This is a genomic window from Chryseobacterium joostei (assembly GCF_003815775.1).
In the GTDB taxonomy this organism is placed as follows: Bacteria; Bacteroidota; Bacteroidia; order Flavobacteriales; family Weeksellaceae; genus Chryseobacterium; species Chryseobacterium joostei.
Genome location: NZ_CP033926.1, coordinates 803127 through 821634, shown reverse-complemented (window position 1 = coordinate 821634; position 18508 = coordinate 803127). Strand labels below are relative to the sequence as shown.

Annotated in this window: 18 protein-coding genes and 1 other RNA gene; 15 read left to right on the top strand and 4 right to left on the bottom strand. The window is 34.8% G+C overall.

The features are described from left to right. Window positions 1–168 precede the first annotated feature (168 nt). Window positions 169–3000, top strand: coding sequence for an excinuclease ABC subunit UvrA (gene uvrA, locus EG359_RS03850; RefSeq protein WP_076351755.1), 2832 nt, complete (start codon window positions 169–171; stop codon window positions 2998–3000). A 22-nt stretch (window positions 3001–3022) separates the two neighbouring features. On the opposite strand, the gene EG359_RS03845 is transcribed toward uvrA, so the two are convergent. Continuing rightward, entirely contained in the window at window positions 3023–4975 is a 1953-nt protein-coding gene (locus EG359_RS03845; RefSeq protein ID WP_076351757.1) for an AAA family ATPase, read from the bottom strand. A gap of 242 nt (window positions 4976–5217) precedes the next feature. On the opposite strand from EG359_RS03845, the gene EG359_RS03840 reads away from it, so the two are divergent. Beyond that, window positions 5218–5622: a hypothetical protein gene (locus EG359_RS03840; protein WP_076351759.1), complete on the top strand. Its 405-nt coding sequence runs from the start codon at window positions 5218–5220 to the stop codon at window positions 5620–5622. A gap of 172 nt (window positions 5623–5794) precedes the next feature. Next, window positions 5795–5929 carry a bacteriocin-like protein gene (locus EG359_RS22980; protein WP_076351761.1) on the top strand — a complete coding sequence of 45 codons (135 nt, stop codon included), beginning with the start codon at window positions 5795–5797 and terminating at the stop codon, window positions 5927–5929. Between the two features lie 35 nt (window positions 5930–5964). Here the strand turns inward: EG359_RS22980 and EG359_RS03830 are convergent, their stop codons facing one another. Continuing rightward, window positions 5965–6513 carry a hypothetical protein gene (locus EG359_RS03830; RefSeq protein ID WP_076351763.1) on the bottom strand — a complete coding sequence of 183 codons (549 nt, stop codon included), beginning with the start codon at window positions 6511–6513 and terminating at the stop codon, window positions 5965–5967. A gap of 141 nt (window positions 6514–6654) precedes the next feature. Between EG359_RS03830 and EG359_RS03825 the strand changes: the two genes are divergently transcribed. The 3 genes from EG359_RS03825 to EG359_RS03815 all read left to right on the top strand — a co-directional run bounded on the left by EG359_RS03825 (window position 6655) and on the right by EG359_RS03815 (window position 7979). Beyond that, window positions 6655–7167 carry a DUF421 domain-containing protein gene (locus EG359_RS03825; RefSeq protein ID WP_076351765.1) on the top strand — a complete coding sequence of 171 codons (513 nt, stop codon included), beginning with the start codon at window positions 6655–6657 and terminating at the stop codon, window positions 7165–7167. 5 nt (window positions 7168–7172) lie between these two features. Further along, window positions 7173–7664: a GNAT family N-acetyltransferase gene (locus tag EG359_RS03820; RefSeq protein WP_076351768.1), complete on the top strand. Its 492-nt coding sequence runs from the start codon at window positions 7173–7175 to the stop codon at window positions 7662–7664. A gap of 174 nt (window positions 7665–7838) precedes the next feature. Further along, window positions 7839–7979 (top strand): quinol oxidase subunit 4, encoded by a 141-nt coding sequence (locus EG359_RS03815; RefSeq protein ID WP_228434912.1) that lies wholly within the window; start codon window positions 7839–7841, stop codon window positions 7977–7979. A gap of 59 nt (window positions 7980–8038) precedes the next feature. On the opposite strand, the gene EG359_RS03810 is transcribed toward EG359_RS03815, so the two are convergent. After that, the gene (locus EG359_RS03810) at window positions 8039–8353 is read right to left on the bottom strand and encodes a DUF4286 family protein (RefSeq protein ID WP_076351770.1); all 315 of its coding nucleotides are present in this window, start codon (window positions 8351–8353) and stop codon (window positions 8039–8041) included. A gap of 148 nt (window positions 8354–8501) precedes the next feature. Between EG359_RS03810 and gyrA the strand changes: the two genes are divergently transcribed. The 6 genes from gyrA to EG359_RS03780 all read left to right on the top strand — a co-directional run bounded on the left by gyrA (window position 8502) and on the right by EG359_RS03780 (window position 15450). Further along, window positions 8502–11087, top strand: coding sequence for a DNA gyrase subunit A (gene gyrA, locus EG359_RS03805; protein WP_076351772.1), 2586 nt, complete (start codon window positions 8502–8504; stop codon window positions 11085–11087). Between the two features lie 27 nt (window positions 11088–11114). Beyond that, window positions 11115–12140, top strand: a complete 1026-nt coding sequence (locus EG359_RS03800) for a tetratricopeptide repeat protein (protein WP_076351774.1) — start codon at window positions 11115–11117, stop codon at window positions 12138–12140. A 157-nt stretch (window positions 12141–12297) separates the two neighbouring features. Beyond that, the gene (locus tag EG359_RS03795; protein ID WP_076351776.1) at window positions 12298–13134 is read left to right on the top strand and encodes a 1,4-dihydroxy-2-naphthoyl-CoA synthase; all 837 of its coding nucleotides are present in this window, start codon (window positions 12298–12300) and stop codon (window positions 13132–13134) included. Window positions 13135–13233: 99 nt separating this feature from the next. Beyond that, window positions 13234–14163 (top strand): 1,4-dihydroxy-2-naphthoate octaprenyltransferase, encoded by a 930-nt coding sequence (gene menA / locus EG359_RS03790; protein ID WP_076351778.1) that lies wholly within the window; start codon window positions 13234–13236, stop codon window positions 14161–14163. Between the two features lie 17 nt (window positions 14164–14180). Continuing rightward, window positions 14181–14627, top strand: coding sequence for an SRPBCC family protein (locus tag EG359_RS03785; protein ID WP_084180281.1), 447 nt, complete (start codon window positions 14181–14183; stop codon window positions 14625–14627). A 136-nt stretch (window positions 14628–14763) separates the two neighbouring features. Beyond that, complete coding sequence (locus EG359_RS03780) at window positions 14764–15450, top strand: metal-dependent hydrolase (RefSeq protein ID WP_076351782.1); 687 nt, start codon at window positions 14764–14766, stop codon at window positions 15448–15450. A 116-nt stretch (window positions 15451–15566) separates the two neighbouring features. On the opposite strand, the gene ffs is transcribed toward EG359_RS03780, so the two are convergent. After that, an RNA gene (gene ffs, locus EG359_RS03775) (signal recognition particle sRNA small type) lies at window positions 15567–15664 on the bottom strand. 131 nt (window positions 15665–15795) lie between these two features. Here ffs and EG359_RS03770 point away from each other — a divergent pair. The 3 genes from EG359_RS03770 (at window position 15796) to EG359_RS03760 (ending at window position 18484) form a co-directional block, all read left to right on the top strand. Next, window positions 15796–16398, top strand: a complete 603-nt coding sequence (locus EG359_RS03770; RefSeq protein WP_076351784.1) for a DUF4199 domain-containing protein — start codon at window positions 15796–15798, stop codon at window positions 16396–16398. A gap of 16 nt (window positions 16399–16414) precedes the next feature. Then, on the top strand, window positions 16415–17365 hold the full coding sequence (locus EG359_RS03765) for a glycosyltransferase family 2 protein (protein WP_076351786.1): 951 nt from the start codon (window positions 16415–16417) through the stop codon (window positions 17363–17365). Window positions 17366–17782: 417 nt separating this feature from the next. After that, window positions 17783–18484, top strand: coding sequence for a GIN domain-containing protein (locus EG359_RS03760; protein ID WP_076351788.1), 702 nt, complete (start codon window positions 17783–17785; stop codon window positions 18482–18484). Window positions 18485–18508 lie beyond the last annotated feature (24 nt).

The window sequence follows — 18508 nt, the reverse complement described above, 5'->3', positions numbered from 1 at the left end:
AATAGCAAGCCCTACAGCTAACCCTCTATAAAAATTAGAGTTTAAAAACGTCCCTTGAGAAAAGCAAAGTCTTTTTTATGAAATTTTTATACCCCTTATAATAAAAAAAATTCCATAAAATTCCGTATTTTTGCACGTTGTGATTTTCAGGCAAAGTCACTCCAAATTATGAGCAAATCAACAGAATATATAGAAGTTTACGGAGCACGTGAACACAATCTAAAGAATATTAATGTTAAAATTCCGCGTAACGAACTGGTTGTAATTACCGGGCTTTCCGGAAGTGGAAAGTCTTCATTGGCATTCGATACCATTTTTGCAGAAGGCCAACGTCGTTATATAGAAACCTTTTCTGCCTATGCACGTCAGTTTTTGGGTGGATTGGAACGTCCTGATGTAGATAAAATTGAAGGACTTTCGCCCGTTATTGCCATCGAGCAGAAAACAACCAATAAAAATCCTCGTTCTACCGTAGGAACTGTTACAGAATTGTATGATTTCCTACGTCTTTTATATGCAAGAGTTTCAGATGCTTACTCTTTGTCTACCGGACAAAAACTGGTAAGCTATACAGAAGATCAGATCCTTGATACCATTAAGGGAAACTATAAAGGAGAAAAGATTATGCTATTGGCTCCCGTTGTACGTTCCAGAAAAGGGCATTACCACGAACTTTTCGTACAGATGGCCAAAAAAGGGTACGGACAGGCAAGAATTGATGGTGAGCTGCAGGATATTGAATATGATTTAAAACTTGACCGTTATAAAACCCACGATATTGATATTGTCATCGATCGTTGGATTATCGGGGAAAGCGCTTCCGAAGGCAGAATGGAAAAATCCTTACGAACTGCCATGGAAATGGGAGAAGGAATTATCGGAATTCAGAAGTTAGGAAGTACAGATATTGAATATTTCTCCAAAAACCTGATGGATGCAGAAACAGGGCATTCACTGGCATTACCGGAACCTAATACATTCTCTTTCAACTCACCAAAAGGAAGTTGTCCGAATTGTAAAGGATTGGGAACAATAAAAAAGATCAATACAGACTACTTTATCGACAATCCAAAACTATCAATCAATCAGGGAGGATTATTGCCATTGGAAGATATCAAGTCGAATAAATGGATCCTTGCACAGATAAAAAATATTCTGGAGATCTTCGGACTGGGAATGACAACGCCATTGCAGGATATTCCTGAAGAAGCTTTGGATTACATCTATAACGGGTGTCACAAAGAATTCAATAAAGACCTGAAATATGCAGGAATTACCAAGAAAATAAAAATTAGTTTCGATGGTTTGATTGCTTTCATGGAAGAAATTATTGATGAAAAAGAATCCTACGAAGCTATTTTGCTGGAAAGACATTTTACAACAGAAGAAACATGCCCAGAATGTAATGGAACCCGTCTTCAGCCGGCAAGCTTAAGCTTTAAAATCGATGGTAAAAACATTGCTGAGGTTAATGGATTAAGCTTGGCGGATCTAAAAGACTGGCTGGCTGATGTTAAAGATAAGTTTTCAGAGAAAAATAAGATCATTGCCCACGAAATATTAAAGGAAATTGAAACAAGACTTCAGTTTCTGTTAGATGTTGGTTTAGATTATCTGAGTTTGAGCAGAAGTTCCAAGACCCTTTCAGGAGGAGAGTCTCAAAGGATTCGTTTGGCAACACAGATTGGATCTCAGTTGGTAAACGTACTCTATATTCTGGATGAACCAAGTATCGGGCTTCACCAAAGAGATAACGAAAGACTGATTCATTCATTGAAGAACCTTAGAGATATCGGAAACTCAGTATTGGTGGTAGAACACGATAAGGATATGATTTTGGAAGCTGATGAGGTTCTGGATATCGGTCCAAGAGCCGGAAAATTTGGAGGCGAGATACTTTGGCAGGGAAAACCAAAAGATCTTTTAAAAGCTGATACCATTACAGCCCAATATATTAACGGAAAAAGGAAAATTGAAGTTCCTGCCGAAAGAAGAGTCGGTAGTGGAAAAAATATCCTGTTAAAAGGAGCTACAGGAAACAACCTTAAAAATGTTACCCTGGATATTCCTTTGGGAAAACTGGTTGTAGTAACCGGAATTTCAGGAAGTGGAAAATCTTCCCTGATTAACGGAACATTATATCCAATCCTTAACAAGCATTTCTACAGAGCAGTTCAGGAGCCTTTACCTTATAAAAAGATTGAAGGACTTGATAATATAGATAAAATTGTAGACGTTGACCAGACTCCGATCGGAAGAACACCACGTTCAAATCCGGCAACTTACACAGGTATGTTTACAGATATCAGAAATCTTTTTGCAGAACTACCGGAAAGTAAAATCCGTGGATACAAACCTGGAAGATTCTCTTTCAATGTAAAAGGAGGAAGATGTGAAACCTGTCAGGGTGGAGGATTGAAAGTAATCGAGATGAACTTCCTGCCGGATGTATACGTTCATTGTGAAACCTGCAACGGAAAACGTTTCAACAGAGAAACTCTGGAAGTACGTTACAAAGGAAAATCCATTTCCGATGTATTGGATATGACCATTGATGAAGCGGTGGATTTCTTCCAGCCTATTCCTAAGATTTTTGCAAAGGTAAAAACATTGCAGGATGTAGGATTAGGGTACATTACATTGGGACAGCAGTCGACAACGCTTTCGGGAGGAGAAGCACAACGTATTAAGCTGGCAACAGAATTATCAAAAAGACAAACCGGAAACACCTTGTATATTCTGGATGAACCTACCACAGGACTTCACTTTGAAGATGTAAAAATCCTGATGGATGCCATTAATCAATTGGTAGAGCTAGGAAACTCATTCATTATTATTGAACATAATATGGATGTCATCAAGTTAGCAGATCATATCATTGACGTAGGCCCGGAAGGAGGAAAATATGGTGGACAGATCGTAGCACAAGGAACTCCTGAGGAAATTATAAAATCTAAGAAAAGCTTAACAGGAAAGTTCTTGAAGAGAGAATTGGAGTAAATAAAGTTAAAAAGGGTGAAAGTTAACTTTCACCCTTTTTAACTTTATTTAGAGATTCTAAATATAATTGTGAATTAATATATAATTGAGTTTCATTAGCTAAACGTCTACCTTGATTTAAATCTTTTTTTTCTTTCTTTAATTTCTTAATATTATTAAAAGTATTTTCTTTAAGTTTTTGCAAAGATTTTATCAATGATTCATTATCTGGACTAATATCATTTTTTTGAAAAGTATTGAAGATTATTCTTTCTTTAAAATTAGCTTCATTTAGTTTTAATTCTATCGAATTCTTAGAGTTAAGCAAAATTTTAGTTTCCTCAGCCCCTAATATGATATATCCATATTCATGAGCTGTTTCACCTTTAGGTAAAAATCGATCCTCGATAATAATTAAATAACCATTGAGATTTAGAGAGTCCTTAATTATATTTAAAGATTCAATCCAATTGTCGGGATTTATTTCATGAAGAACGTTACACAAAATAATACAGTCGAAGTTATTTCTTGGAATTTCATTTGCAGTAGAGTATAATGTATCTAAATTAGGAACTTTTGATAATAGTTCAAAATTTGACTTGTCAATTTCATAGGCATTATATTTTATTCTCTCAGAAACGGTCTCATCTTCCCCAATAGTATAGCCGATACGCCCTTTTCCTGCACCAAAATCAAGTAATTTTATATCTGATTTATTTTGGATAAACTCTTTAAATAATTTAAATTGAGGATCATTAATATTAGTTCCAAAAATAACTTCAGGATCTTTAAAACATTGAACCATAAAATTACTATATGCCCATTCTGAAATAGAATTAATAAAGGATATTAATTCCATCACATGTTCTTCTAAGCCCATTAATTCATTAAAAGAATTGCCAGGTGTTGTTCTTGAAGGTGATATTATTTCATCATCTTTTACCATTAGAATTTCATCGAAGTCTAGATGAGATAAAATATGGACTGAATGGGTAGCAATCCATAATTGTCCATTTTTACTTACAATATCTTTTAGAGCATCTAATAGTTTGATCTGTGCTTCGGGGTGTAAGTGTTTTTCAGGCTCATCAATAATTATTATACTTTCTCTAATATTTGTCTTTGAATTAGTGTCTAAATAAAAGAATAGAATGGCATATGCAAATAACATTTTTTGCCCAGGAGATAATAAATCAACATTAAAGGGCTCATTATTAAAATGTAAAATACTATTTACGGTACCACCTTCAGCTGTTTGACTATATGAAAAATCTTTGCCTAGAAACTTTTTAACATATTTTTGAAAATTATTAAACAATTTATAAGATTCATTTTCTTTCATCTGTTCTATAATTATGGCAGTATTTTCTCTATTTTTCAGATACAAATTAAACTCATAAGACACTATCTCAGTTGATAGTTTCTTTAGGTAATTAACAGTTGTCTTATTGTTTATAGCTGTAAACTGATTTAATTGTGATAATGGAGCAGCTTGTGGGTTTTCAATTAAATTTGGTATTTTAGAGTCTATGTTTCCAAAATCACCTTTTAGAATTGTTTCAAAGTCTAAATTATTATTTATTTTATCTTTAATAATTTTTAAATCATCATTGTCAACTACTTTTATATAAGCAGGAGCAATTTGTGAGAATCTTCTTATAAATCTTTGTAATTGATCTGTTATGCTATTATTAATCTGTTGTGGAGAAATTTTTTGTTTTATAAGACTTTCATATATTCCTTTTGCTTGATTTAGATCACTTTCAAAAGGAAGTATTAAACTTAATGGTAAATTTGTGATATGTTCCTCATTAAATTTATCAAAATTAATAGAGGAGGAATAGTTTTCTACAAATTTTAAAATTCTTGATTTTCCTGCTCCATTTTTCCCAACCAAAGCAACTGTTGATCCTAAAGGTTTTTTAGTTAAATCAATTTCTTTTAAATTTACTTTTTTTGTTTCTTCTTTGGAGATTTTGATTTTTGAAATTTTCATTTAAATAGTTATTGTTTTTACTAAAATATTAAGTTTTTATTTAAAATTCAAATTTGTAGTTAAAATAGCTTCCAATATTAAATTTTCAATTATTTTTAAAATATATTGTATTGATTATTAGTATTTTATATTCTAATGTTAACTCAATGTTAACTGAAAGTGAATTTAATATGAATTATTTTTAATAACTTTGGGTAAGAGATACAAAATAAGGTTAGTATAACATTTAAAACCAACTAGTTATGAAAAATAGAATTCAAATATTATTGGCGTCACTTTTTGTTGTTGGATTTGCTACTGTAATGAATACAACTCAGGCACAAACTACAGATCATAATACCATCCAGGAAATTCAACTGAATAAGAGCGAGACTTTTAACGATATCAGAACTCGATTGATGTCAAACTTTGATCTGGATAATCCTGAATATAGACAAGGAACAGTCAATTCCGTAGTGAAATTTGATATCGCTAAAAACGGAAAAATCGTGAATGTTCATTCAACAGGTGATTGCAAAACCGTAAGCAAAGAAATTGAAGCGGTTTTAAGTGATCTTGATTATAGAGTAGATCAAAGAAAAATGAGTGATAATATGGTTGCTTATACCTACGTAATGCCTGTAACCGTGGAGATTCATAACAGATAACCCTCAAAAAAGCTTTAAAAAAATCGTATCTGTCTTTAATTGATTGAGTTATATATTAGAATCTGTTTTATTTTTATATTATAGATGAAAATTCTGTAAAATTAATAGGCAAATTTGTAATATGTCAGAAAATAATTCGTTTTAATTTTATCAAACCATAAATTAAAACTATATGAAAAATTTAAAGAAACTGACTAAGACAGATTTGAAGTCAGTGTACGGAGGGCAACCAAAACAATATTGTACGTATTGCGAATGGGCAGACAAAGTTTTTTGCAGCGAAATTCCAATCGTTCAATGTCCATAAAAAAAATTAAGACCGCTTATTATAAGCGGTCTTTTCTATTCATGTATACTTTTCGTAAATTCAATCAGGCTTGCTTTAAGATCCTTGGAACTCCCTATGGAATCAAAAGTAATGTTATCTATTTTCCATCCTTTATCGGAGTCAATAAGATGTACTGTATCTACCCATGATACTTTTGGAGAAGCCATATTATATTCAAAATGAACCATTACATCTGCTGTTTTTCCATTCACCGCAATGGATTGAATTTTATAACTTGTATATCCCTCGTATAAACTGGAAAAAATAGCTCCTTCAAATAGCAAAGGCTTTTCATCAGGGTGATTACTGTTTTTTACTTTTTCAATATCTGCTTTTGATGCATTAATGGCATTTTCTAAAGTCTTTTTTAGATCTTGGGAAAATAATTTATCTAGAATAGGTTGGTTATAAACAGCATCATTAGACTTACCATATTTTGTGTAAAGCTCATTTACTTTGCTTTCAATGGTGGTATTGGAAGATGTTGTACTTTGTGATTTATTTTTTTCACAAGAAACAAAGAATAGTAGAATACCAAGATATAAGAAGAGTCGCTTTTTCATTAATAGGTTTTGAGGCATAAGCGGCAAATCTTATACCAAGGCCCTGGATTTATTAATGAATGATATGGTTATTATACATTTTGCATGAACACATCAATACAATAACAAAAAATCAATACATTTGAATTAGATAAAAAAATTGTGGATTCTATTCTTAATGTTGCGGTTCGTTCCCTTTGCGTTTACCTTTTCATGGTAATCGCGATTCGTTTGTTTGGCAAAAATCAGCTTTCCCAACTTAACGCTGGAGATGTTGTTTTACTGCTTCTTATTTCCAATGCTGTTCAGAATGCCATGGTAGGGCCTGATACTTCATTGCAGGGCGGAATCGTAGCGGCATTAGTTTTGTTTGCAGCTAACTTTATCTTAAAAAGATTAATGTTTTCCAATCGTTCCTTTGAATCATTTATGGAGGACGATCCCGTGATTTTGATAAGAGATGGTGTGGTGGATCAGGCAGCATTGAACAGAGTAAAGATTACACAGGGCGAGTTGGAGGAGGCAATCAGAGAACATGGGATAGAACAAATTAAGAATGTAAAACTATCCGTTCTGGAGGTAGATGGAAATATCAGTGTGGTTTCTGAGGATGAAAAAAGTAAGCAGACCCACTATTCCAGAATCAAGAGAAAAAGTAAACGAAAATACCATTAAATACAATGAATTACGAATTAAGAGAAATGCTTCCCAATGACGAGGCAAGGGTCCTGGAGATTTTCAGGCAGGGAGTAGACGGTGGTATTGCCACTTTAGAAACAGAAGTTCCCACTGTTGAAGCCTGGAGTATGGCTTATTTCAATGACTGCCGTTGGGTGCTTGAAAATGAAAGTAATGAAGTAGTAGGATGGTGCGCCCTAAAACCGGTAAGTAAAAGAGAGTGCTTCAAAGGAGTGGCAGAAGTGAGTATTTATTTTGATAATGAATACCAAGGCAAGGGTTTGGGTTCGGTTCTGCTTAAAAAGCTGATTTTGGATAGCGAGGATCACGGATTCTGGACTTTACAGACCAATATTTTTCCGGAAAATGAAATTGCCATCAAGGCTCACCAGAAAAACGGCTTCACAATAGTAGGGGTTCGCAAAAAAATCGGAAAACTCAACGATGGGTGGAAAGATCTGGTGATGATGGAAAGGAGAAGTGAAATCGTCTAAATAGTAACCAATAGAAATATAAATTCTCAAAAGAAGTTTACAATAACTGTAAACCTTGAACCTTAAACTTTGAATTATTTGGCATCAACATTGTTATATTCTATACCTAAGTTTGAAAAAGAGAAAATAATGAAAAGTATGTTTAAAATTACAGGCGCCCTTGTTGTGGTGTTTATGTTGGCATCATGTGTTGTTCACGATAATGGACGTGGGAATGGAGCTAAGCCACTTCCGCCAGGACAGGCGAAGAAAATATATGGAGGGAGCGCCAAAGATTATGCACCTGGACAGGTTAAGAAAAGAAATAGATATTAACAGTACAAAATGTATCGTTATAAAAATAAAAACCCCTGAAATTTCAGGGGTTTCCTATTTTAAAGTCTGCTTTTCTTAGGATTTAAAAAAGTATTGAAGATCATTACTTCCTGCCCAAATTTATTCTCAACATGTTCAGCTATATTTTTTAGCTCACTTTCAATAAAGTCATTTCTAAGCTCATCATTATCAAACATAAGAAGGAGGTTGTAATTTTTACCCTCGTCAATATAATCGCTGTGTACTTCAGAAAGAATATATTTGCTGACATCCATTAAATTTTCGGTCATTAAAACCAATGTTTCATCAATATAATTTTCCCATTCTTCCAGATTATTTTTCGTACAGTGGAAAGTTATACTTAATAGGCTCATATTTTAAGAATTTTTAAGATTTTGTGGATAAATTCTAACGCAAAAATCGGCATTTTTTTCGTAAATTAGCCCGTTAATAAAAATTCAAAATAAATAATTTTCAGACTTTCAGCTAAGGGTCTGACTATCATTATAATAAAATTTGTTTATGCAAAAAGAAGGAGAAAGACTAATTCCTATCAACATTGTTGATGAAATGAAGTCGTCTTATATCGATTATTCGATGTCGGTTATCGTTTCAAGAGCGCTACCTGATGTAAGAGACGGCTTGAAGCCCGTTCATAGAAGAGTACTTTACGGTATGTATGGACTAGGGGTTTTTTCGAATAGAAAATATTTAAAATCTGCGAGAATTGTTGGGGATGTTTTGGGTAAATATCACCCGCACGGAGACTCCTCTGTATATGATGCAATGGTGAGGATGGCTCAGGACTGGAGCTTACGTTATCCTCAGGTAGATGGGCAAGGTAACTTTGGATCCATGGATGGTGACCCGCCGGCAGCAATGCGTTACACCGAAGCAAGATTGAAAAAAATCTCAGATGAGGTTCTTTCTGATTTAGACAAAGAAACAGTTGATTTTCAGAATAACTTTGACGACAGCTTGCAGGAGCCAACGGTAATGCCTACTAAGGTTCCAAACCTTTTGGTAAACGGTACTTCTGGTATTGCAGTAGGTATGGCAACCAATATGGCGCCTCACAACCTGTCAGAGTCTGTAGATGCAATCTGTGCTTACATCGATAATAAAGAAATTACGATTGATGAGCTAATGCAGCACATTATAGCACCAGATTTCCCTACAGGAGGTATTATCTATGGTTATGACGGAGTAAGAGATGCTTTCCATACCGGTAGAGGTAGAGTAGTCTTAAGAGCTAAGGTTAACTTTGATGAAATCGGAAACAGAAACGCAATTATCGTTACTGAAATCCCTTATCAGGTTAACAAGGCAGAAATGATCGCAAGAACAGCCGAGCTTGTTAAAGATGAGAAAATCCCTGGTATCCACGAGATCAGAGACGAATCGGATAGAAAAGGACTTCGTGTTGTTTACGAATTGAAAAACGACGCCATTCCAAACGTTGTTCTAAACCTTTTATATAAATATACATCACTTCAGACTTCTTTCAGCGTTAATAATATTGCGTTGGTACATGGAAGACCGGAGCAGTTGAACCTAAAGGATATCATTCATCACTTTGTAGAGCACAGACATGAGGTAATCGTAAGAAGAACTCAGTATGAGCTTAAAAAAGCAAAAGAAAGAGCACACATCCTTGAAGGGTTCATGAAAGTAATTGGAACTCAGGATTCATTAGATAGAGCTATTTCTATTATCCGTCATAGTGCTAACCCTCAGGCTGCAAAAGAAGGCTTGATCGAAGCATTTGAACTTTCAGAAATTCAAGCTCAGGCGATTCTAGATCTTAGATTAGCTCGTTTGACAGGAATGGAGCTTGATAAGATCCGTGATGAGTATGATGCTATTATGAGAGAGATTGGTGATTTAGAAGATATCTTGGCTAATGAACCAAGAAGATTCCAGATCATTAAGGATGAATTAATCGAAATCAAAGAAAAATACGGCGACGAAAGAAGAACTGAAATTGATTATTCAGGAGGGGAAATGTCCATCGAAGACATCATTCCGAACGAAGCAGTGGTTCTTACCATTTCTCATGCAGGATATGTAAAGAGAACTTCGCTTTCAGAATATAAGATTCAAAGTAGAGGTGGCGTAGGAAATAAAGCAGCAACTACAAGGGATTCTGACTTCCTTGAGTACATTGTTTCTGCAACCAACCACCAATATATGTTGTTCTTTACAGAAAAAGGAAGATGTTACTGGTTAAGAGTATTTGAGATCCCTGAAGGTTCAAGAACAGCCAAAGGAAGAGCAGTACAAAACCTGATCAACATTGAACCGGATGATAAAATTAAGGCCTATATCAGAACCAATAACCTTAAGGATTCCGAATATGTAAATCAAATGAGTGTAGTGATGGTAACCAAGAATGGTACAATCAAGAAAACATCATTGGAAGCTTATTCAAGACCAAGAGTAAATGGGGTGAATGCAATTGAAATTAGAGATAATGACCAATTATTAGGAGCTTACCTTACCAATGGTACTTCAGAGATCATGATTGCTACTAAAAATGGTAAATGTATCCGTTTCCCTGAAGAAAAAGTAAGAGAAGTAGGTAGAGGTTCTATCGGGGTTCGTGGTATTGCAATGGAAGATAATGATGAGGCTATTGGTATGATTGTTGTGAATGATGTAGAAAACGAAACCGTTCTTGTGGTATCTGAAAAAGGATATGGAAAGAGAACAGCAGTAGAAGACTACAGAATTACGAACAGAGGAGGAAAAGGAGTAATCACTCTAAACATTACTGAAAAAACAGGAAATCTGATTGCTATTCAAAACGTAACAGACGAAGATGGATTGATGATTATCAATAAATCCGGTGTTGCCATCAGAATGGGGATGGACGAAATGAGAGTAATGGGAAGAAATACACAAGGTGTAAAACTGATTAATCTTAAGAAGAATGACGAGATTGCAGCCATTGCAAAAGTAGCCATGGATAAAGATGTAGAAGAAGATTCTGAAGAAAATGAAGAAGGAACAGAAATAATAACTGATAACGAGGAAAACACTGAACTACCTCAGGCTGAAAATGAAAATACAGCAGAGGGAAATGAGAATTCTGATTCTGAAGAATAAATGTACAATTAATATAAAATAGTTATTATGAAGAAACTAATTTTAGGTATGGCTATCGTAGCCTCCGCTTTTGCTTTTGGACAAAAGGGTGATGTGAATGCCCAGCTTCAGGCTACTAACAAAGCTGCTATGGATGCGTACAACGCAAAAAACTATGCAGCAGCGGCACCTAAGTTTATAGAAATCTATGACTTACTGAAAGCAAACGGTCAGGATAATAAAATGTATATGTATTATGCAGGTCTTAGCCACGCATTGGCAAATAACAATGACGCAGCAATCAAAATATATACAGATTTAATTAACTCAGGGTATACTGGAGTAGAGACAACTTATACTGCAAAAGAAAAAAAATCCGGACAGACAGTAAACCTTGATAAGGCTACTTGGGATCTTATGAAGAAAAATGCAGATTATTCTGATTTCAAAACTGAGCAGACACCAAGTGTAGAACCTGATTTGTATGAAACTTTAACTACTTTGCTTATTAATGCAAAGAAAGGAAATGAAGCACTTGTAATCATTGAGAAAGGATTAGCTAAATTCCCTAACAATACAAAATTGAAGGAAGCTCAAACCAATGCATATCTTCAGTCTGGAAACATGGACAAATTTGTTGCAGGTTTGAAAGAGCAATTGGCTAAGAACCCTAACGATGCTACAAACTGGTATAATCTTGGAGTAATGCAGGCTAAAACTCCTGCTACTGTTGAAGAGGCGATAGCATCTTTCAAGAAAGCAATAGAGCTTAAACCGGACTTTGCTAATGCTTATCAGAATATAGTGTATACAACCATTGGAGATGATCCTAAGGTAGTAGCAGAAATCAACGCAACCAGAAAAGATAAGCCGGACGCTGCTTCCAAATTAATTGATGCAAGAAGAGAAAGATTTGCTAAGGCTTTACCATATGCAGAAAGCTGGTACAAAGTAGATCCGAAGAACATTGATGCAGTTACTACACTTAAAGAAATCTATGTTGTAACAAAAAACATAGATAAAGTTAAGGAAATGAAAGCTAAAGAAGCTGAGCTTAGCGCTGGAGCAAAATAAGCATTTTGTAACTCAATAATAATAAAAACCGAAGCAGTAATGCTTCGGTTTTTTGTATTAAGAGATGAAATTTGTATGTATTTTTTATGAAGTGGATCCATAAATTTAACCCCGAAATTCTCTGTAATTCCGTATCTTTGAGAAAAATTTTAATAAGATGATTGAGTGGAAAACCGCCAAGGAATACGAAGATATTACCTATAAAAAATGTAATGGTGTAGCAAGAATCGCTTTCAACAGACCGGAAATACGTAACGCTTTCAGGCCTAAAACAACTTCAGAATTATATGATGCTTTTTATGACGCATCCGAAGACCCATCAATAGGGGTAGTTTTACTTTCAGGAGAAGGGCCAAGTCCCAAGGACGGAGGTTGGGCTTTCTGTAGTGGAGGAGACCAAAAAGCAAGAGGGCATCAGGGGTATGTAGGAGAAGATGGAAGACACCGTTTAAACATTTTGGAAGTTCAACGTTTGATCCGCTTTATGCCTAAAGTTGTGATTGCTGTAGTTCCAGGATGGGCAGTTGGTGGTGGACACTCACTTCACGTAGTTTGCGATCTTACTTTAGCAAGTAAAGAACATGCTATTTTCAAGCAAACAGATGCAGATGTTACAAGTTTTGACGGTGGGTACGGATCTGCTTACCTTGCTAAAATGGTTGGACAGAAGAAAGCTCGTGAAATTTTCTTTTTAGGAAGAAACTACTCAGCTCAGGAAGCTTTTGAAATGGGGATGGTAAACAAAGTAGTTCCCCACGCAGAATTAGAAGATACAGCCTACGAGTGGGCACAAGAAATATTAGCAAAATCTCCAATGTCAATCAGAATGCTGAAGTTCGCCATGAACCTTACCGATGATGGAATGGTAGGTCAGCAGGTTTTCGCAGGGGAAGCAACCCGTTTGGCTTATATGACAGAAGAAGCTCAGGAGGGAAGAAATGCATTCCTTGAAAAAAGAAAGCCAAACTTCGGAGAAGATAAATGGATATCGTAAATATTGTAAGGAGGTATTCATGTAAAGAGTATTAATGACATAGGTGTCGTTTTTTATCATTTTATATGAATACATTTTACATGAATACATGAAAATAATATGACTGATTGGATAAAAGCCGCAAGGCTAAGAACTTTGCCGCTTTCCCTTAGCGGAATTATAATGGGAGCATTCATTGCAAAGTGGAGATTATACAGAGAAGGAGGAATCTGGGACTGGAAAATTTTTGCACTGGCACTTTTGGTAACACTATTGTACCAAATTTTATCAAACTATGCTAATGACTATGGCGATGGAATAAAAGGAACTGATGCAAAGAGAATTAATGAAGCAGAAGCAAGGGCCGTAGCATCAGGAAAAATTACGGCCAAGCAAATGAAAAATGCAGTGATTTTGTTCTCGGCATTATCTTTCATTGCTACCATTGCACTATTATACGTTGCTTTCATTCCAAACTATATGAATGAATTTTACATTTTCATAGGATTGGGAGTAGCAAGCATTTTAGCAGCAATTGGATATACAGTAGGGAAAAAACCTTATGGTTATATGGGACTGGGAGATATCTTCGTGTTTATCTTCTTTGGACTTGTTTCTGTATGTGGTAGCTATTTCCTATTTACAAAAACTTTCAGCTGGGATATGTTATTACCCGGAACTGCAGTAGGGATGATGAGTATGGCCGTTTTAAACCTTAATAATATGAGAGATATTGAAAGTGATAAACTATCAGGAAAAAATAGTTTTGCATTAAGAATCGGATTCAAAAATGCAATGATCTACGAAATGATCCTGTTGCAGCTTCCTTTGGTATTGATCCTTATTTTTTTAGGAGTAAACGGTTTTATACAGGCGCAAGACTATTATGCTTTCATCGTAATGATTCTGTTGTTTCCATTGGCAAAACTGAGAAGAAGTATCATGTCAGTTAAAGAGCCCAAAGAATTAGATCAATATTTAAAGCAGGTTGGGATCATGACATTTATAATGGCAATTCTTACAGCAGCCGGACTTAATTTATTTAACTAAATCTAAAATAGTATATCATGAGTCCTACAATCTATGTTGAAGCGCAAATGCTTATCAGAAAACCGATTGAAGATGTCTTTGAAGCATTCATCAATCCTGAAATCACTACTAATTTCTGGTTTACAAAATCTACCGGAAAATTAGAAGAAGGGAAAACGGTAACCTGGGAATGGGAAATGTATGGTGTAAAATCTGAAGTGAAAGTGCATCAGATTATTCCAAATGAGCTGATCAGGACAGAATGGGGATCGCCTTCAACAAATGTGGACTATGAGTTTAAAACAATGGAAAAAGGAACCCTTGTTGTTATTAAAAGCTATGGATTAAACCAGAGCGGTGAAGATCTTTTAAGACAGGTTAATGACAATACAGGTGGTTTTACGACAGTTTTAGATGGTTGCAAAGCCTATCTGGAACATGGAATTAAACTCAACTTAATTGAAGATAAATTCCCACAGAAATAATCCGTTTCGGGAAATATTTAAAATAAACTACGCATTTGCGTTTAATTAAAACACAAATAACACGAATGTTTTTACAAATCTCATTGTGAAACCATTAGAGTCATTTGTGTTTAAAAATTTTAAAATTAAATTTAAAATGAAAATACAATTCTTAGGGCAAAATTGTTTCTTGTTCACCTATAAGGACAAGACCATTTTGAGTGACCCTTTTTACAATTACAAAAAAGCGGAATCAGGTTTTGATATTACCGCTCAAAAAATCGATTACATCCTGTTGACCCATGCGCATGGCGATCATATTGCGGATGTAGGAGAAGTGTTACAGCATTATCCTGAGGCAACCATCATTGGAGTGCCTGAAGTATGCGGTTATTTCAAATCAGCGAAGAATACAGACGATGTGAACCTAGGAGGATCGGCAAAAATCGACGATCTTAAGATTTCCATGGTTCCGGCTCACCACACCAGTTCTTTTCCTGATGGGAGCTATGGGGGCGTTCCTGTAGGGTATATTTTCAGACTTCCTGAAGGGAAGAATGTTTATTTAGCTGGAGATACAGGAGTAATGGCAGATATGGAATTATTCCCAAGATTGTATGGTAACATCGATCTTTCTATTCTTCCTATCGGAAGCCACTACACAATGTGTCCGAGAAAAGCATCTTTTGCAGCAGCAGAATTATTGAAAACTCCAAAGGTAATTGGATGCCACTTTGATACTTTCCCTGCCATTGAGATCAATCATGAAAGTGCATTAAAGCATTTCGCAGATAAAAATGTAGAACTTGTTTTACCAAAACTGGGAGAGACGTTCGAATTTTAATAGAGAATTAAGATTGAGGTAATCTAAAATTAGAAAAATGAAAATGATGCGTAAGGTATTAAAAACAAAAAAAGATAATTATCAAATTACCTCTCTTCTCACTTTAAACCAAAAAAAAATGGCAAGCTACCTAAATCACACCGCTACGACCAATTACCTTTGCTGCGTTCCCACCCTGGAGGATTCTCAGGAGCTGGTTGTTTAGGACTTGCCGTTGCAAAGGTAGGAAATATTTGTAAACTTCAAAACTTTATTAAAGAAAATTAGTCGAAAAAATGCAGTGGTAAAGCTAAACAGCTGACATTTAGAGGAATAATTTTTCAACTTTTTTCTAAAAATTTAAATATGACGAAAAGTCCATCAACACTAGGAATTATACTTTTTATAGCTACAATGATCGTTTTCTTTGTAGTATATACTTTTTTTTCAGGAATCAATTATTTTGATATATCACTGAAAGCCAATGCGTTTGTTTTACCTCTTTTGTATGCAGGAGCCGCATTCTGGTCTGTAAAATTATACTGGAACAACCATAGAGTGGTAAGTTTTAAAGAAGCTTTCAAGAGAGCCTTCGTTCCGATGTTTATCGGAGGAATTCTTTCTATTTTCAGTATTTATGCTTTTTTAAACTTTGCAGATACGGATGCCAAGAAGCTTTTGAACTACCAATATGTTCAAAGACAGAAGTCGGAATTGGATACAGAATATACTTCAGCAAGAAAGATTATGAAACATCAAAAAGACATTGATGAGCTGGATCAGAAGTATAAAGAGAGGCTACAAAGCTTCACTCCAGAAGCTGTAAAAGGAAAAGATATGCTCACCGCAAGTCATTTTTCAGGATATTTTGCAGCAATTCTTATATTTTACGTAGTTTTGTCAGTGTTTTTCGGAGCATTTTTCAGAACGAGAACGATATATCAGCCCGAAGAAACAGAACAAGCCTAATTTTTATTAAAATTAAATGAATTTATCTATAGTTATTCCGTTACTGAACGAGGAAGATTCTCTGGAAGAACTTTTTTCAAGAATTGATAACGTCTGCAGAGCCAGTAGTTTGTCTTACGAAATTTGGTTTGTAGATGATGGAAGTACGGATTTATCGTGGAGCATTATTGAGAACCTAAAAGTACAGCATCCTCAGATTCACGGTATTAAATTTTCCAGAAATTATGGAAAATCTCAGGCACTTCATGCTGCCTTTTCAAGAACGAACGGAGATGTGGTAATTACCATGGATGCCGACTTACAAGACTTTCCGGAAGAAATTCCTGAACTATACAATATGGTAGTTAATGATAATTACGATATTGTTTCAGGCTGGAAGAAGAAACGTTTTGATAATGTAATGACGAAAAATGTTCCGTCAAAGCTATTCAATGCAGCAGCAAGAAAAGTTTCAGGAGTATATCTTCATGATTTCAATTGCGGTTTGAAAGCTTACAAAAGGCAGGTTGTAAAATCTGTGGATGTATACGGAGATATGCACCGTTATATTCCGGTATTGGCAGCTAATGCAGGATTCAGAAGAATTACCGAGAAAGAAGTTCAGCATCAGGCAAGACCTTACGGAACCTCAAAATTCGGAACAGAAAGATTCATCAGAGGATTTCTGGATTTGGTAACTCTTTGGTTTGTAAGTCGTTTTGGAGGAAGACCTATGCACTTCTTCGGAGCAGTAGGGACGTTGATGTTTATCTTCGGTTTCCTTTCAGCGCTTTGGTTGGGAATTTCAAAACTGATTGATGTAGCAAGAGGTATTTATGGGCATTTAATCACGAATAATCCGTGGTTCTTTATTGCTTTAACAATGATGATTATGGGAACATTACTGTTTGTGGCAGGATTCCTTGGAGAAATGATTATCAGAACCAACCGCGAGCATAAAAATTATAATATTGATGAAGTGATATAAGGTTTTAAAACCTATTAACTAATTTCAAATCAAATAAATGCCTCAGGAAGTACATCTTTCTGAGGCATTTTTATTTCATCCTTTTTCCAATATTATTTTATACTAGCTACTAAACAAAATCAGACAACTTTAACAACAAAATTAATTAAATTACTGCATGAACTTGATGATTTTAAAGGTTACTCATTGATTTTAATTTTACTTGAACTGTTCTTGCTCTCTTAGATCTACTAAAAAAAGCAAGAAATTGAAAATTATCAGGTTTTTTATTGTCAAATGACAAAGTTTTTTAGAAATTTTAATCCTATTTTTGTTAAAAGATATTGTTGAAAGTTTCATAACGGATGTATAAAAGATTCCGAAAATTTTCAATAGAGTAGATCCCTATGATCGTTAGTAGAATATTTAAAATTAAATATGAAAAAAGTATTATACACATTAATGCTGGTTGCGGTGGTTTCCTGTGGAAAAGTTTCTCCAAAAGGAAATATTGAAAAGAAAGATGTGGAAGTTCCGGAGTTTGTTAATCTGGATCTTACCGGGAAATTTCGTGTATTCTATGCCAGAGGTCCTAAAAACTTCGTGGAAATAGAAACCTATCCCAATGTTGCGAGTAACCTTGATGTAGATGTAAAAGACAAAACGCTTTTCATTAAAGAAAAAAGAGGCACAAAGGGGGTGGATTTTTATAATGTAACCATTTATTCAAAATATAACCTTGAAAAAGTAGCCGTTGCAGACTCAGTGGAAATGAATATTTCAAGCGAAATTAAAACCGATAATTTCAAGCTTAATATGAAAAACTACGCCACATTTATGGGATCTGTTAATACCAGAAGAGCAGAGGTGGAAATGCAGAATAGAAGCCGCGCCAACTTTTTAGGATTATCCAAGGATGCTGTTATAAAGATTTCAGATACAGCGAGTTTAATTGCTCCTTACTGGAAAATTACCAACCTGAATATCGATTCCAAAAACGGAAATTATGCTGAAGTAAATGTAAAAGATTCTTTAAAAGGAAATATTCAGAATACAGCAAAATTTATCTATTATAACGACCCGATCCGAGCGTTTAAAGTGGATAAAACGACGAGAGTAGAGAATAAGAAATTAAATTAGAAAACCATCAGCTGAATGTTGAAA